This window comes from Micromonospora sp. NPDC023633 (assembly GCF_040640035.1).
In the GTDB taxonomy this organism is placed as follows: Bacteria; Actinomycetota; Actinomycetes; order Mycobacteriales; family Micromonosporaceae; genus Micromonospora.
Map to the genome: position 1 here is coordinate 53,338 of NZ_JBFABB010000025.1, position 13,718 is coordinate 67,055.

The window sequence follows — 13,718 nt, forward strand, 5'->3', positions numbered from 1 at the left end:
CCCGATGGGGAACCGTACGTGTCTCCCCCATGACCCGTGGCACTGGAGGACTGAACGATGGCTACGCACCCCAAGGGTGACTTCGACCTCTCCCGGGCGGTCTGGCAGCGGGCCGAGGGCGACACGTCCGAGAGCGCCGTCGAGGTCGCCTTCGTCGACGACCTGATCGGGATGCGCAACTCCGCCGAGCCCGACGGCCCCGTCCTGGTCTTCACCCAGGCCGAGTGGGACGCCTTCGTCGCCGGCGCCCAGGACGGCGAGTTCGACCTGGACTGACGGCGACGCCCGTCCCGCGCGGACGCGCGCGGGACGGACTGCCCGTCGGTCAGCTGGCGGTGCAGGACAGGGGCGGGACGGCGTTGGTGCCGCTCCACGAGCCGAGGAAGCCGAAGGTCGTGGCGGCGCCCGCGCCGAGACTGCCGTTGTAGCTCACGTTGCGGGCGGTGACGGCGGATCCGCTGGTGGTGACCGTCGCGTTCCAGGCCTGGGTGACGGCCTGGCCGGAGGCCAGGGTCCACGTCACGGTCCAGCCGCTGATCGCCGAGTCTCCGGCGGTGACCCGGATCTCGCCCTGGAAGCCGCCCGGCCACTGGCCCACCACCCGGTAGTCGGCGGCGCACGCCTTGCCGCCGCCTGTCGGGGTGGGGGTCGGTGAGCCCGTCGGGGTGGCCGTGGGCGTGACCGTGGGCGTCGCCGTCGGCCCGCCGCCGAAGATCGTGGCCTCACTGGCGGTGGCCTTGATGCCGTTGGCGCCGTTGAAGATCCGCTGGCCCCAGGTGGTGAGCCGCGCGGGATCGAAGTCGGTGGCCATGTCCAGGATCGGGTCGGTGTTGCCGCTCCACGACCAGGCGAGGTAGCCCAGGCCACGCGCCTGCGCCTCGGCCAGGACCGTCTCGTGGTCGACCTCGTTGGCGTTGAACCGCCAGCCGAACTCGCCGATCACCAGCGGCCAGCCGTTGGCCTCGAACCGGTCCAGGTAGTCGGTGATCGCCGCACGCCTGCCCTGGCGCACGCCCGTGGGGTGCGCGGCGCGCTCGTGACGAGTGCGACGTACGGGTGCGCGGCCGGCCCGGCTCGGCAACCGTGCCAAGCTACTCGCGCCCGGACGGGCAACGCAATAGGGGACTGTCGATGCCGCGGGTCAGTCGCCGTCGCCCCAGCCCAGCCCGCCCGGCCCCGGGGCGTGGTGGAAGCCGGGATGATCGGCCACGTCGGCGCAGCGCTCGCCGTCCGGCCCGGACGCGCCGCAGAACAGCCGCTCGGCGCGCTGCCAGGCGTCGGCCGGCGACAGCGCCGACGCGCCCAGGGCCACCTCGGGGCGCAGCAGGCTCAGCGCCTCCGCGTAGCCGACGGCCAGCTCCCGGGCCGACGCCAGGTCGGGGGCGGTGAAGCCGAGGTGCACCGTGAAGAACCGGTCGGGCCGGGCCGAGCGGCGGGACGACGTGATCAACGACGTGCCGGCGACCTCCCGAGCCGTGCCGAGCGCCCCCAGCGCCTGCCGTTGCCGCCAGTACGCCGGCCTGTTGTCACGCATGCGTCCTCCCCGTGGCGATCGTGGGCGGGCCCCTCCTCCGGTGGACCGCCCGCGCTCCGTCGCGGGCTGCCGCCGGCGGGATGCCGGCGGCGGCCCGGCGGACCGCTCCCCCGAGACAACCAGCTTTCCGCGGCCCTGGGAGGGGCCAGCGGACGTGGTCGTCCGCTGGCCCCTCCCCCGCACGTTGCCGCCGCCGGCCGCGGGCCGGGCCCGCCCCGGGCCCGGGATTCAGCCGCGCCGGCCCGGGTAGACGCAGAGGCACGGACAGGACCCGGCCGGCAACGGCCGCCACCCCGGTCAGGAGGCCCGATGGCGACCATCCCGACGGAGCGCAGCCCGGACAGTTCGGTGGCGTTCCTGCGTGACGGCTACCGTTTCGTCGGTCGGCGCTGCGACCGGCACGGCACCGACATCTTCCAGGCCCGGCTGCTGCTGGAGCCCACCATCTGCCTGCGCGGCCGGCCGGCGGCGCAGCTCTTCTACGACACCGAGCGCTTCGTCCGGGCGGGCGCGATGCCGAAGCGGGCGCAGCGCACCCTGACCGGCCGCGCCGGCCTGCAGGGCCTCGACGGGGCGGAGCACGCCGACCGCAAGGCCATGTTCATGTCGATCATGACGCCGACCGCGGTCCGGCACCTCGCGCAGCTCTTCGACGACGAGTGGCGGGCCCGCGTACCGACCTGGGAGTCGGGCGCGCCGGTGGTGCTGTACGACGAGGTCGGCCGGATGCTGACCCGCGCGGTCTGCGCCTGGGCCGGCGTGCCGCTCGCGGACTCCGAGGTGGACCGGCGTACCGCCGAGCTACACGCGATGATCGAGGGGCCGGCGGCGCTCGGCCCCCGGCACTGGCGTGGCCGGTGGGGCCGCCGCCGGGGCGAACGCTGGGTCGGCCAGCTCGTCGACCGGGTGCGCGCCGGCACGCTCCCGGCCCCCGACGGCAGCGCGCTGCGGGTGATCGCCGAGCACCGGGACACCCACGGCCGGCTGCTCCCCCGCCGGATCGCCGCCGTCGAACTGCTCAACGTGCTGCGCCCCACGGTCGCCGTCGACCGCTTCGTCGTCTTCACCGCGCTGGCCCTGCACGACCACCCGGCCTGGCGGCAGCGGGTCCGCGAGAGCGACGAGGCCGCCGAGAACTTCGTGCAGGAGGTACGCCGCCACTACCCGTTCTTCCCGGTGGCCGCCGCCCGGGTCCGCCGCTCGTTCGACTGGCAGGGCTACCACTTCCCGCGCGGCCGGCGGGTGCTGCTCGACCTGTACGGCACCAACCACCACCGGGCGCTCTGGCCCGAACCGGAGCGGTTCCGGCCGGAGCGCTTCACCGGTTGGCGGGGCGACCCGTTCGCCCTCGTCCCGCAGGGCGGCGGCGAGCACCTGACCGGTCACCGCTGCGCCGGGGAGTGGATCACGATCGAGCTGATGAAGCGGGCGGTGACGAACCTGACCACGACGATGCGGTACGACGTGCCGCCGCAGGACCTGGCGCTGAGCCTGCGCCGGATGCCTGCGCTGCCACCGAGCGGGTTCGTGGTCACCAACGTCCGCCGCACGGCCTGAACACGGCACCGCCCCGGGGGACCTCGTTGGCCCCGGGGCGGTGCGGTCGTGGCGCGCTCAGGCCGGGTGCAGGACGGTACGCAGGCAGCCGTCCTCCTTCTTCTCGAACATCTCGTAGCCCCGCGCGCCCTGCTCCAGCGGCATCGGGTGGGTGGCCAGGTACCCGGGATCGATCTCGCCGGCCGCGATCCGGTCCAGCAGCATCGGGATGTAGCGCTGGGCGTGCATCTGTCCCATCCGCAGCACCAGCGCCTTGTTCATCGCCGCGCCCAGCGGGAACTTGTCCACCAGGCCGCCGTAGACGCCGACGATGCTCACCGTGCCGCCCTTGCGGCAGGCCATGATCGCCTGTCGTACCGAGGTGGGGCGGTCGGTCTGCAGCCGGGCGGTCTGCTTCGCCTTGTCGTACGCGTACACGGGCCCGACGTCGTGCGACTCCATGCCGACCGCCTCGATGCACGCGTCCGGTCCGCGGCCGGCGGTCATCTCCCGCAGCGCCTCCAGCACGTCGGTCTCGGCGTAGTTGACCGTCTCCACGCCGAGCCGGTCGGCGGCGGTGGCGAGCCGCTCCGGCAGCCGGTCGATCACGATCACCCGCTCGGCGCCGAGGAGTTGCGCGGACCGGGCCGCCATCTGGCCGACCCCGCCGGCACCCCACACCGCGACCACCTCGCCGCCCTTCAGCCCGCAGAAGTCGGCGGCCATCCAGCCGGTGGGCATCGCGTCGGAGGCGAACACCACCGAGTCGTCGGGCACCCCGTCGGGGACCTTGAACGCCCCGACGTCGCCGAACGGCACCCGGATGTACTCGGCGTGGCTGCCGGAGTAGCCCCCGGCGGCGTGCGAGTAGCCGAGGATGCCGGCCGGCGAGTGGCCCCAGAGCTTCTCGGTGAAGACCGGCTGCGGGTTGGAGTTGTCGCAGAGCGAGTACTGCTCCGTGCGGCAGTACCAGCAGCCGCCGCAGGCCACCACGGAGCCGACCACGACGCGGTCGCCCACGCGCAGCCGCCGCACGCCCGGGCCGGTCTCCACGACCTCGCCCATGAACTCGTGGCCGAGGACGTCGCCCTCCCGCATCGCCGGCAGGTAGCCGTTGATCAGGTGCAGGTCGGAGACGCAGACGCTGCTGGCGCCGACCCTGACGATGACGTCGCCCTCGGCGCGGATCCGCGGCTCCGGCACGTCGCGTACGGCCAGCTTGCCGACGCCTTCCCAGCAGAGCGCCCTCACGCCCGTCCTCCCGTCGTCAGCCTGTCGCGGACCTTGTCGGTCGCCTTCTCCTGGGCCGGTCCGCGCCCGGACGGGTCGCGCCGGGTGTCGATCACCTGGCCGCACTCCACCAGCGCCTTCACCCGGCGCAGCGCGTCGCGCAGCGCCAGGTCCGGATCGTCGCCGCCGACCAGCCCGAACGCCCGGCGCAGCGGCCCGGAGCGCCACCGCAGCTCGGCGCGGACCTCCGTGCCCCGGTCCCGGGGCGCCGGCGCCAGCTGGACGGTGCCCTCCTGCTCGGGCCCGTCAATGACCCGCCAGCGCAGCCGTCCGGGGCCCTCGACCGTGATCTCGGCCCGCCACTCGGTGCCCCCGCCGGCCGGGTCCCGCGCCACGCAGCGCCACCGGTCGTCGTCGAGCTGCTCCAGGGTCGCCCACTCGGCCAGCGCCCGGTCCATCCGCTCCCGGTCGGTCCAGAAGCCGATCACCGCCTCCGCCGGCCGGTCGATCGTCACCCCGCGCCGCACCACGTACCAGCCGTCGCGGCGCTCCGGCTGGTGCCGGCGTCGTCGACGGGCCACCGCCCGGCCGACGCCGACCACGGTCACCGCGGTGGCACCGAGCAGCGCCCACCTCGTTCCGTTGCTGGTCATCACGTCTCCTCCACCCGGGCGCCCGGGGATGGACCACCCGCACCGGTGCGCTACCCGGCACCGCCCGACCGAAACGACGCACCGGTTTGGCCCGCCGATAACCGGGCACCTGCTGCGGGCACCCACCACCACCGGGAGGCACCGTGTCCTTCGACGCCAGCGAGTACGGCCGGCACGTCGCGGAGGTCTACGACGAGACGTACGCGCACCTGACGCCGGACGCGGCGGTGGAGCGGCTCGCCGCGCTGGCCGACGGCGGCCCGGTCTGCGAGTTCGGCATCGGCACCGGCCGGCTCGCCCTGCCGCTGGTCGCCCGGGGGTTGACCGTCGCCGGCGTCGAGGGCTCCCCGGAGATGGCCGCCGGGCTGCGCGCCAAGCCGGGCGGGGACGCCGTCGAGGTGGCCGTCGGCGACTTCGCCGAGACCCGGGTGCCCGGCGAGTTCGCCCTGGTGGTGCTCGCGTTCAACACGATCTTCGCGCTGCCGGACCAGGCCGCGCAGGTGGCCTGCTTCCGCAACGCCGCAGCCCACCTGCGTTCCGGCGGACGGTTCGTCGTCGAGGCGTGGGTGCCCGACCCGGGTGCCTTCCGCGCCGGCGGCGCGCTGCGGCCGGTGCGGGTGGCGGAGGACGTGGTGCTGCTGGAGGCGGCCCTGCTGCACCCCGCCGAGCAGCGGATGACCACCACGAAGGTCCGGCTCAGCAACGCCGGGGTGCACCTGCTGCCGGCCAACCACCGCTACGCCTGGCCGGCGGAGCTGGACCTGATGGCCGAGCTGGCCGGCATGCGCCGCGAGCACCGGTGGGAGGACTGGACCGGCCGGTCGTTCACCGACCAGAGCCGCGAGCACGTCTCCGTCTACCGCCGCCCGGAGCAGGCGTGAGCGCCCCGGCCCGCCCGGCCGGTGCCGCTCCCGGCACCGTCGCGCCGCCGGCGGGGGGCGTCGGGCGCCGGCTTCCCGTCGCGTACGTCCTGCCGTTGCGCTGGACCGACGACGCCGGCCTGGCCGGGCTGACGGCGTACCTGCGCTGGCTGGGCACCCTGGTCGACGTGACCGTGGTCGACGGGTCGCCCCCGGAGCTGTTCGCCCGGCACGGCGAGGCCTGGCGCGGCCTGGTCCGGCACCTGCGGCCGGATCCCGCCCTGCGCGGCGTCAACGGCAAGGTGAGCGGGGTGCTCACCGGCGTCGGCGCGGCCCGGCACGAGCACGTGGTGATCGCCGACGACGACGTCCGGTACGACGAGGCGGGGCTGCGCGCCGTGCACCGGCTGCTCGACCGGGTGGACCTGGTCCGGCCGCAGAACTACTTCGACCCGCTGCCCTGGCACGCCTGGTGGGACACCGGGCGCACCCTGCTCAACCGGGCGCTCGGCGCCGACTACCCCGGCACCCTGGCGGTACGCCGGAGCACCTTCCTCGCCATGGGCGGGTACGACCCGGACGTGCTCTTCGAGAACCTGGAGCTGATCCGCACCGTGCGCGCGTACGGGGGGACCGAGGCGGCGCCCGCCTGGCTGCACGTCCGCCGGCTGCCGCCGGACACCGCCCACTTCCTGGGCCAGCGGGTCCGTCAGGCGTACGACGACCTGGCCCAGCCGGTCCGCCTGGTGGCCTCGCTCGCGGTCCTGCCGGCGCTGGCGGCGGCGGTCGCGGCCCGGCGACCGGGGCTGCTGCTCGGGGCGGCCGTGGCCACGGTGGGGCTCGCCGAGGCGGGCCGCCGCAAGGGCGGGGGCACGGCGGTCTTCCCGCCGGTGACCGCCCTGGCGGCCCCGTTCTGGGTGCTGGAGCGCGGCCTGTGCGGCTGGCTCGCCGTCGGCCGGCGCCTGCTCTTCGGCGGGGTCCGCTACGCCGGCGGCCGGGTGCGTCGCGCCGCCCACTTCGAGCGCACCCTCCGCCGCCACCGCCGCTGACGCGCCCCTGCCTTCGCGGCGGGGACCCGGCCGGGACGCACACGACAGCTCGCGGCCACTGTCCGGAAACCGCTCCGGGAGTGGCCGCGAGCTGCGGCGTACGGTGACCGGCTGGTCAGTACCGCACCTGTTCGCGGGACTGCTGCGCCTGGTCCTTCACGTCGTGCGCGGCCGACCGGGTGTCGTGCTTGACGGCGTGCACCGCGTCCTGGGCGGTGGACCGGACGGACTGGGTGGCGTGCTGCGCCGGCTCGCGCAGCTCCTCCTTCAGCTCGTTGGCGACCTCGCCCAGCTTCTCCTTCACCACTCCGGCGTGCTCGCCGGCCTTCTCCTTGACCTGCGACGCCACCTGCTGCTCGCGGCGGGTCGCCGGGACCAGCGAGGAGGCGAGCCAGCCGACGCCGAAGGCGATCAGGCCGGCGGCCAGCGGGTTGCCCTCGGACTTCTGCCGGATCACCTGCGGCGCGCGCTGCGCGGCGTCGCCGACCGTCGAGGCAGCCGAGTGGGCCTTGTCGCTGACCGTCGAGGCGGCCGAGTGGGCCTTGTCGCTCACGGTGGACGCCGCCGAGGAGGCGTGGCCGCCCGCCGCGTGGGCGCCGTGCTTGGTGCTGTGACCCAGGTCGGAAGCCGTTCCCATCACCTTGTCCCTCACATTCTGCAGTGCGTTGCGGGCCCGCTGCTTGCGGTCGTCGACGATGCGGGCAGGGCTGACCTTGTACGCCAGCGCGTCCACGTCGGAGCTGAGGTTGTTCCGGGTGGCTTCGATCTCCCGGCGGATCTGGTCCGGGTCGGTGCTCATCGGGTGACCTCCTGCGGGTGGGGCTTGAGCGCGTCGGGGATCCGCTGCACGCTGTCGTTGGTCTGCTTGAGGCCGCGAATCTGCTCGGCGTTCTTCTTGGCCTTGGAGTAGAGGACCGCGGCGATCGCGCCCCAGATGACGGCCACGATCAGCGCCGCCCAGCCGGCGTCCATCACGTTGGACAGCCCGGCCCAGAGGGCCAGCGAGAGGAAGAGGGCCACCATGTAGCCGCCGAAGCCGGCGCCGCCGAAGAAGCCGGCGGTCTTGCCCGCCTTCTTGCCCTCCTGGCGGATCTCGGCCTTGGCCAGCTCGACCTCCTGCCGCATCAGGGTGGACAGGTCGCTGGTGACCTGGCGCATCAGCTCACCGATCGAGCTGCCCCTGACCTCGTCCGCGTCGTGGGGGTGGTAGCCGGAGTCCAGCCCCGCCCCCTGCGTCGGCATGCTCATGCCGCCGCCTCCCTTCGGGTGGTTCGTGGGCTCACGGACGGGTGGTCCCGGTCGACGGCACGCCCGGCAGCGGATCGGTCTGGCTCACCGGTGGCAGCGGCTGGCCGACGCCACCGGCGGGGTCGGCGTAGCTGGTGGTGGTCTGCGGGTCGACGTACGCGCCCGGGGTCGGGTCGAGGTAGCCGCCCGGCGGTACGGCGTCCGGCACGGCGCGAGGGGCCGGCGGGGTCGGGATGACCGCGGTCCGGTCCGGGTCGTAGCCCGCGCCCGAGCCGTACGCCGAGTAGCCGTTGCCGCTCTGGCCGTCGCCGGCGGCGGAGATGTTCTTGGTCAGCCGGCCAGCGAGCACACCCAGCACGGCGGCGCCGACCAGGAAGGTGCCCGGGTTGCGGCGGGCGTAGTCGCGGACCTCGGCGATGAGGTCGCCCGGCTCGCGCTGCTCCAGCCAGCCGGCCACGCCGTGCACCCGGTCGGCGGCCTGGCGGGCGATCTCGCTCACCGGTCCGGCCTGACCGCCCTGCTCGGCCATCGAGCGCATCTCGTCGGCCAGCGAGCGGAGCCCGCCGGCGGCACGCCGCTGCTGCTCGCCGGCCTGGCTGGCGACCTGGGTGCGGGCCTCGCCGAAGAGGTTGCGCGCCTGGAGCTTCGCCTCGCCGACGACCTCCCGGCCCTGCTGCTTGGCCGTCTCGGCGACGGCGCCACCGGCCTGCCTGGCCTCCGAGCCGACCTGACGGGCCTGCTCGCGGACGCCGCTGCCGTTGCTCGACTCCTGCCCGTACGTGGAAGTCGTGGGTGACAGATCGTAGGTCATGATTTCCCTTCCGCTCGGAAAGTCTCCGCGGGTTGTGCTGGGGGGATGCGCCGGCCGTTCCTGCCGTCGCATCTCTTGACCTACCCTGCGTCGCCGGTTCCATACCTCCTTCGTGACTTCTCCTGCGCCTCGCCGCCGACGGTCTACAAAATGGAGGATCGTCGGGTCGGGTGGCGCCGCCGTCGCGCGCAGTGACGGACGGTCCCCCGCAGCCGGCGCCGCGAGCAGGGCGTTCCGCGGGTCCACGGAGGTGAAGCGATGGCACGACACGCACGCGGCGGCCCGCCGGGTCCGAAGCCGAGGGTGCAGCTCGCCGCCGCGGCCGCGGCCGGGGTCTTCGCTTTGATCGGGGTGCTCGGGTTCATCCCCGGCATCACCACCGGCTACGACGACATGACGTTCGCCGGCCACCACTCCGAGGCCCGGCTGCTCGGCCTGTTCCAGGTGTCGATCCTGCACAACGCGCTGCACCTGGGTTTCGGACTGGCCGGCCTGCTGCTGGCCCGCAGCGTCGCCGGGGCACGGGTCTTCCTCGCCGGTGGCGGCGCCCTCTACCTCGGCCTGTGGCTGTACGGCTTCGCGATCGACCGGGAGAGCGCGGCGAACTTCATCCCGGTCAACGACGCCGACAACTGGCTGCACCTGGTCCTCGGCTTCGGCATGCTCGCCTTCGGGCTGCTGCTCTCCAACCAGGTGGGCACGGGCACCCGGCTGGACGACCCCTTCGACCGCCCCTGACCCTCGCACGATCGCGGCGTTTGCCTGGCGGACCGTCCGGGCAGGGAGATCGGAGGTCCGTCGACGAGGAGGTCCACATGCCGAGATGGCTGCGTGACAACGCGCTGACCCTGGCGATGTTCGGCGCGTTCCTCGTCTTCCTCGTGCTGCAGAGCGTGTTCGGTTGGCAGACGCACAACCAGGAGCTGGCCGAGTTCGGGGCCGCGCCGACCAGCTGGCCGGCGTACCTGCGCAGCGGGCACTTCGTGGAGTCGGTCTTCGAGAACTGGGAGTCGGAGTTCCTCCAGATGGGCGGCTACGTCCTGCTCACCGCCTACCTGGTGCAGCGCGGGTCGGCGGAGTCGAAGCCGGTGGGGCAGACCGACCGGCCCGAGGACGACGAGCGGCGGGCCACTCCGGACTCCCCCTGGCCGGTACGCGCCGGCGGGCTGCCCCTGGTCGTCTACCGCAACAGCCTCTCCATCGCGCTGCTGCTGATCTTCGCCGGCTCGTTCATCGGCCACCTGCTCGGCGGGACCGCCGACTACAACGAGCAGCAGGCGCTGCAGAGCGGCGCGCCGCCGATCGGCGTGTGGGAGTTCCTCGGCACGAGCGAGTTCTGGTTCCAGTCGATGCAGAACTGGCAGAGCGAGTTCCTCGCGGTCGGCACGCTGATCGTGCTCAGCATCTTCCTACGTCAGCACGCGTCGCCGGAGTCGAAGCCGGTCACCGCCGCGCACGCGCACACCGGCGACTGACCGACCGGCCACCGCCGGGCCCGGCCGCCGTCAGGCCGGCACGCGCAGCCGCTTGGCGAAGCAGACGCTGTACGGGTTGGCGACGTACTCGCCGTAGACCGGGATCGGCTCGTACCCGCTGGAGGTGTAGAGCCCGATCGCGGCCGGCAGGTACGTGCCGGTCTCCAGGCATACCACCGCGTGCCCCTGTTGGAAGGCCAGCTCCTCCAGGGCGGTCAGCAGTTGCCGGGCGATGCCCCGCCCCCGGTACGCCGGGCGGACGTACATCCGCTTCACCTCGCCGGTGTCGGCGTCGAGCGCCTGGATCCCGCCGCAGGCGACCGCCCGCCCGTCGGCGACCACCACCAGGTAGCGGATGTCGTCGTGGGTGACGGTCGCCTGGCCGTCCAGCCCGCCGTCGGCCGCCCGCAGCTCGCGCTGCTGGGCGGTGACCAGGGCGTCGATCTCCGGATCGGTGGCGGGGCGTGACTCGATCAGCATCAGGCCACGCTAGGCGGCGGGGATTTCGGGCAGGTTTCCGGCAGTCGACCCGCTCACGGAGCGCGACGAGCTATTCGGCGTCGTCCCCGGCGGCGGCGCGGGACGGGCCGAGCCCGTGGGACGGGCCCACCCGGTCGGCCGGGCCGGCGTCCTGGGCCGGGCCGGCCCCGTCGAAGCCGTCCCCGTCCGACAGGTCGACGTCGTCCGAGACGTCGGCGTCGGTTCCCTCGAACTCGTCCTCCGGCCGCTGCCGACGGGCCTTGCGGGCCGCCAGCCGCTCCGCGGCCGACGCCCGGGTGGACTTCTCCTCCAGCCGGACGTCGGTGCCCCGGTTGCCGGGGATGAAGTCGGCCCCGGCGTAGAGGGTCGGCTGCCAGTCGAACTCGCGCTCGCCGATCCGGACCAGGTCGCCCGGCTCCGCACCGGCCTTGCCCAGCTTCTCCTCGACGCCGAGGCGGGCCAGCCGGTCGGCCAGGTAGCCGACGGCCTCGTCGTTGTCGAAGTTCGTCTGCCGCACCCACCGCTCGGGCCGGACGCCGCGCACGACCCAGGCTCCGTCCGGCGCGGCCTCGATGGTGAAGCCGGCGTCGTCGACCGCCTGGGGCCGGATCACGATCCGGGTCGCCTCGGCCGGGGGCGCGGCCCTACGCCCCTGCTCCACCAGCTCCGCCATGGCGTACATGAGCTCCTTGAGCCCTTCCCGGGTCGCCGCGGAGACCTCGAACACGCGGAAACCGCGCTCCTCCAGGTCGGGGCGGACGATCTCGGCCAGGTCCCGGCCGTCGGGCACGTCGATCTTGTTGAGCGCCACCAGCCGGGGGCGGTCGGCCAGGCCGCCGTACTCGGTCAGCTCTGCCTCGATGGTGTCGATGTCGGCGACCGGGTCCCGGCCGGGCTCCAGGGTGGCGGTGTCGATGACGTGCACCAGCACCGCACAGCGCTCGATGTGCCGGAGGAACTCCAGGCCGAGGCCCTTGCCGGTGGCCGCCCCCGGGATCAGGCCGGGCACGTCGGCGACGGTGAAGGTGTGATTGTCCAGCCGGACCACGCCCAGGTTGGGCACCAGGGTGGTGAACGGGTAGTCGGCGATCTTCGGCTTGGCGGCGGAGATCACCGAGATCAGCGACGACTTGCCGGCCGACGGGAAGCCCACCAGCCCGACGTCGGCGACGCTCTTGAGCTCCAGCACCACGTCGAGCTGCTCGCCGGGCTCGCCCAGCTCGGCGAAGCCGGGGGCCTTGCGCCGGGCGTTGGCCAGCGACGCGTTGCCCCGCCCGCCGCGCCCGCCCCGGGCCACCTCGAAGGTCGTGCCGGCGCCGACCATGTCGGCCAGGACCGTGCCGTCGGGGGCCTGCACCACCGTGCCGTTCGGCACCTTGAGCACGAGGTTGCGGCCGTTCGCGCCGTCCCGGTTCGACCCGGCGCCACCCTTGCCGTTCTCGGCCTTCACGTGCGGGCGGAAGTGGAAGTCCAGCAGTGTCGTCACCTGCGGGTCGACCACCAGGGACACGCTGCCGCCGTGCCCGCCGTTGCCGCCGTCGGGGCCGCCGAACGGCTTGAACTTCTCCCGGTGGATCGAGACACAACCGTGCCCGCCATCGCCGGCCTGCAGGTGCAGGACGACCCGGTCAACGAACGTCGCCACGGACGTCAATCCTTCCAGCGAGGTTCACGCCCCGCACGAAAAAAGCGAAGCGGGCCGGGACACGAGGTCCGCGGCCCGCAACGCCTTCGAACTACTGCTGCGGCACGATGCTGACGGTCTTGCGACCGCGCTTGGTGCCGAACTGGACCGAACCGGCGGCCAGCGCGAAGAGCGTGTCGTCTCCGCCGCGGCCGACCAGGTCACCGGGGTGGAACTTGGTGCCACGCTGACGGATGAGGATCTCACCCGCGCTGACGACCTGACCACCGAAGCGCTTCACGCCGAGCCGCTGCGCCGCGGAGTCACGGCCGTTGCGCGAGCTGGACGCACCCTTTTTGTGAGCCATCTGAGGACGACCTACTTCCCGCTGGAGATGCCGGTCACCTTGACCTGGGTCAACGGCTGGCGGTGACCCTGGCGCTTGTGGTAGCCGGTCTTGTTCTTGAACTTGTGGATCCGGATCTTCGGGCCCTTGGTGTGCGCGGCGATCTCGCCGGACACCGCGACCTTGGCAAGCTTCGCCGCGTCGGTCACCAGGTCGTCACCGTCGACGAGGAGCACCGCGGTGAGCTTCACCGCGTCGCCGGGGGCACCGACGAGCTTCTCGACCTCGATCACGTCGCCCTCGGCGACCTTGTACTGCTTGCCGCCGGTCTTGACGATCGCGTACATCGGAGGCGGACTCCCTGTCGTTGAGGCTGCTGGCGGGTGTTCCCGCGGCGGCTCGCCGGGTAGCAGAGGCACGGCGGCGCGGGCACGCGAGAACTCGGTACACCAAAGTGCACCGCAGGCCAGCGTACGCCATCGGAGGGCCGACGCCCAAACCGGGCCCCGCCGGTCAGCGGGCGCAGAGCTGGTCGAGGCGCTGCCGGAGGCGGTCGAGCTCGGTCTCGTCGATCGAGTCGACGTCGGTGCCCAGCGTGCCGACCTCCGCCGCCATGTCCGCGAGGAGCGTCTTGAGCTGCGCGTCCTCGGCCCGGGTCGACTCGTGCCGCAGCGTGCTGCGCCAATCGGTCAGCGCGGTGGAGATGCGGTCGCGGGCGGTCCGGGCCGCCGTGGCGTCGTTCGCCCCGACCGCCGCGACCATCTTGCCGAGCTCCTCGACGTACGTCCGCACGGCGGTCTCGCCGGCGCGCTGTGCCGCGGCACACACCTCGGGCGCGTTGCCCCCGGCCGCCCCGCTGCCGGCCCCCGGCC

The 13,718-nt window shown here is 73.8% G+C and carries 17 protein-coding genes and 1 pseudogene; 6 read left to right on the plus strand and 12 right to left on the minus strand.

Annotated elements, in window-relative coordinates; translation table 11 throughout:
• Window positions 1-57 precede the first annotated feature (57 nt).
• Window positions 58-276 carry a DUF397 domain-containing protein gene (locus AB0G13_RS10790; protein ID WP_357872000.1) on the plus strand — a complete coding sequence of 73 codons (219 nt, stop codon included), beginning with the start codon at window positions 58-60 and terminating at the stop codon, window positions 274-276.
• Between the two features lie 49 nt (window positions 277-325).
• On the opposite strand, the gene AB0G13_RS10795 is transcribed toward AB0G13_RS10790, so the two are convergent.
• Both AB0G13_RS10795 and AB0G13_RS10800 read right to left on the minus strand, forming a co-directional pair.
• Window positions 326-1,012: a cellulose binding domain-containing protein gene (locus tag AB0G13_RS10795; RefSeq protein WP_357872003.1), complete on the minus strand. Its 687-nt coding sequence runs from the start codon at window positions 1,010-1,012 to the stop codon at window positions 326-328.
• 129 nt (window positions 1,013-1,141) lie between these two features.
• Window positions 1,142-1,534: a hypothetical protein gene (locus tag AB0G13_RS10800; protein WP_357872006.1), complete on the minus strand. Its 393-nt coding sequence runs from the start codon at window positions 1,532-1,534 to the stop codon at window positions 1,142-1,144.
• Window positions 1,535-1,843: 309 nt separating this feature from the next.
• Here AB0G13_RS10800 and AB0G13_RS10805 point away from each other — a divergent pair, with 309 nt between their 5' ends.
• Complete coding sequence (locus AB0G13_RS10805) at window positions 1,844-3,091, plus strand: cytochrome P450 (protein ID WP_357872009.1); 1,248 nt, start codon at window positions 1,844-1,846, stop codon at window positions 3,089-3,091.
• 57 nt (window positions 3,092-3,148) lie between these two features.
• Here the strand turns inward: AB0G13_RS10805 and AB0G13_RS10810 are convergent, their stop codons facing one another.
• Window positions 3,149-4,321 (minus strand): zinc-dependent alcohol dehydrogenase, encoded by a 1,173-nt coding sequence (locus AB0G13_RS10810; protein ID WP_357872012.1) that lies wholly within the window; start codon window positions 4,319-4,321, stop codon window positions 3,149-3,151.
• Complete coding sequence (locus AB0G13_RS10815) at window positions 4,318-4,953, minus strand: cyclase (protein ID WP_357872014.1); 636 nt, start codon at window positions 4,951-4,953, stop codon at window positions 4,318-4,320. Before AB0G13_RS10815 ends, AB0G13_RS10810 begins: the two co-directional genes overlap by 4 nt.
• Window positions 4,954-5,096: 143 nt before the next feature.
• Here AB0G13_RS10815 and AB0G13_RS10820 point away from each other — a divergent pair, with 143 nt between their 5' ends.
• Entirely contained in the window at window positions 5,097-5,834 is a 738-nt protein-coding gene (locus tag AB0G13_RS10820; RefSeq protein WP_357872017.1) for a methyltransferase domain-containing protein, read from the plus strand.
• Window positions 5,831-6,862, plus strand: a complete 1,032-nt coding sequence (locus AB0G13_RS10825) for a glycosyltransferase (protein ID WP_357872019.1) — start codon at window positions 5,831-5,833, stop codon at window positions 6,860-6,862. The genes AB0G13_RS10820 and AB0G13_RS10825 overlap by 4 nt, the downstream gene beginning before the upstream one ends.
• A gap of 115 nt (window positions 6,863-6,977) precedes the next feature.
• Here AB0G13_RS10825 and AB0G13_RS10830 read toward each other — a convergent pair whose 3' ends face one another.
• From AB0G13_RS10830 to AB0G13_RS10840, 3 genes are read right to left on the minus strand one after another with little or no spacing between them, the layout of a single operon-like run.
• Window positions 6,978-7,661: a DUF3618 domain-containing protein gene (locus AB0G13_RS10830; protein ID WP_357872021.1), complete on the minus strand. Its 684-nt coding sequence runs from the start codon at window positions 7,659-7,661 to the stop codon at window positions 6,978-6,980.
• Complete coding sequence (locus tag AB0G13_RS10835; protein WP_357872023.1) at window positions 7,658-8,110, minus strand: phage holin family protein; 453 nt, start codon at window positions 8,108-8,110, stop codon at window positions 7,658-7,660. The genes AB0G13_RS10830 and AB0G13_RS10835 overlap by 4 nt, the downstream gene beginning before the upstream one ends.
• A 31-nt stretch (window positions 8,111-8,141) precedes the next feature.
• Window positions 8,142-8,921 (minus strand): hypothetical protein, encoded by a 780-nt coding sequence (locus AB0G13_RS10840; RefSeq protein WP_357872026.1) that lies wholly within the window; start codon window positions 8,919-8,921, stop codon window positions 8,142-8,144.
• A 258-nt stretch (window positions 8,922-9,179) separates the two neighbouring features.
• Here AB0G13_RS10840 and AB0G13_RS10845 point away from each other — a divergent pair, with 258 nt between their 5' ends.
• Window positions 9,180-9,659 carry a DUF4383 domain-containing protein gene (locus AB0G13_RS10845; protein WP_357872029.1) on the plus strand — a complete coding sequence of 160 codons (480 nt, stop codon included), beginning with the start codon at window positions 9,180-9,182 and terminating at the stop codon, window positions 9,657-9,659.
• 77 nt (window positions 9,660-9,736) lie between these two features.
• Window positions 9,737-10,396 carry a DUF6766 family protein gene (locus tag AB0G13_RS10850; RefSeq protein ID WP_357872032.1) on the plus strand — a complete coding sequence of 220 codons (660 nt, stop codon included), beginning with the start codon at window positions 9,737-9,739 and terminating at the stop codon, window positions 10,394-10,396.
• 30 nt (window positions 10,397-10,426) lie between these two features.
• Here AB0G13_RS10850 and AB0G13_RS10855 read toward each other — a convergent pair whose 3' ends face one another.
• From AB0G13_RS10855 to AB0G13_RS10875, 5 genes and pseudogenes are all read right to left on the minus strand, one after another.
• A complete protein-coding gene (locus tag AB0G13_RS10855) occupies window positions 10,427-10,876 on the minus strand; it encodes a GNAT family N-acetyltransferase (protein ID WP_357872035.1) in 450 nt (149 codons plus the stop codon).
• A gap of 226 nt (window positions 10,877-11,102) precedes the next feature.
• Window positions 11,103-12,521, minus strand: a pseudogene (obgE, locus tag AB0G13_RS10860) (GTPase ObgE); the annotation flags it as partial.
• A gap of 91 nt (window positions 12,522-12,612) precedes the next feature.
• Window positions 12,613-12,867 carry a 50S ribosomal protein L27 gene (gene rpmA / locus AB0G13_RS10865; RefSeq protein WP_013288010.1) on the minus strand — a complete coding sequence of 85 codons (255 nt, stop codon included), beginning with the start codon at window positions 12,865-12,867 and terminating at the stop codon, window positions 12,613-12,615.
• A gap of 11 nt (window positions 12,868-12,878) precedes the next feature.
• Window positions 12,879-13,193, minus strand: coding sequence for a 50S ribosomal protein L21 (rplU, locus tag AB0G13_RS10870; RefSeq protein ID WP_088975625.1), 315 nt, complete (start codon window positions 13,191-13,193; stop codon window positions 12,879-12,881).
• 166 nt (window positions 13,194-13,359) lie between these two features.
• On the minus strand, window positions 13,360-13,718 hold a 359-nt coding region (locus tag AB0G13_RS10875), incomplete at its 5' end, for a hypothetical protein (protein WP_357872038.1).

Coding starts and splice junctions, on each gene's coding strand:
- AB0G13_RS10850 (WP_357872032.1), top strand. CDS start 9,737: ATGCCGAGATGGCTGCGTGACAACGCGCTGACCCTGGCGATGTTCGGC.
- AB0G13_RS10790 (WP_357872000.1), top strand. CDS start 58: ATGGCTACGCACCCCAAGGGTGACTTCGACCTCTCCCGGGCGGTCTGG.
- AB0G13_RS10800 (WP_357872006.1), bottom strand. CDS start 1,534: ATGCGTGACAACAGGCCGGCGTACTGGCGGCAACGGCAGGCGCTGGGG.
- rpmA (WP_013288010.1), bottom strand. CDS start 12,867: ATGGCTCACAAAAAGGGTGCGTCCAGCTCGCGCAACGGCCGTGACTCC.
- AB0G13_RS10805 (WP_357872009.1), top strand. CDS start 1,844: ATGGCGACCATCCCGACGGAGCGCAGCCCGGACAGTTCGGTGGCGTTC.
- AB0G13_RS10830 (WP_357872021.1), bottom strand. CDS start 7,661: ATGAGCACCGACCCGGACCAGATCCGCCGGGAGATCGAAGCCACCCGG.
- AB0G13_RS10815 (WP_357872014.1), bottom strand. CDS start 4,953: ATGACCAGCAACGGAACGAGGTGGGCGCTGCTCGGTGCCACCGCGGTG.
- rplU (WP_088975625.1), bottom strand. CDS start 13,193: ATGTACGCGATCGTCAAGACCGGCGGCAAGCAGTACAAGGTCGCCGAG.
- AB0G13_RS10840 (WP_357872026.1), bottom strand. CDS start 8,921: ATGACCTACGATCTGTCACCCACGACTTCCACGTACGGGCAGGAGTCG.
- AB0G13_RS10845 (WP_357872029.1), top strand. CDS start 9,180: ATGGCACGACACGCACGCGGCGGCCCGCCGGGTCCGAAGCCGAGGGTG.
- AB0G13_RS10855 (WP_357872035.1), bottom strand. CDS start 10,876: ATGCTGATCGAGTCACGCCCCGCCACCGATCCGGAGATCGACGCCCTG.
- AB0G13_RS10835 (WP_357872023.1), bottom strand. CDS start 8,110: ATGAGCATGCCGACGCAGGGGGCGGGGCTGGACTCCGGCTACCACCCC.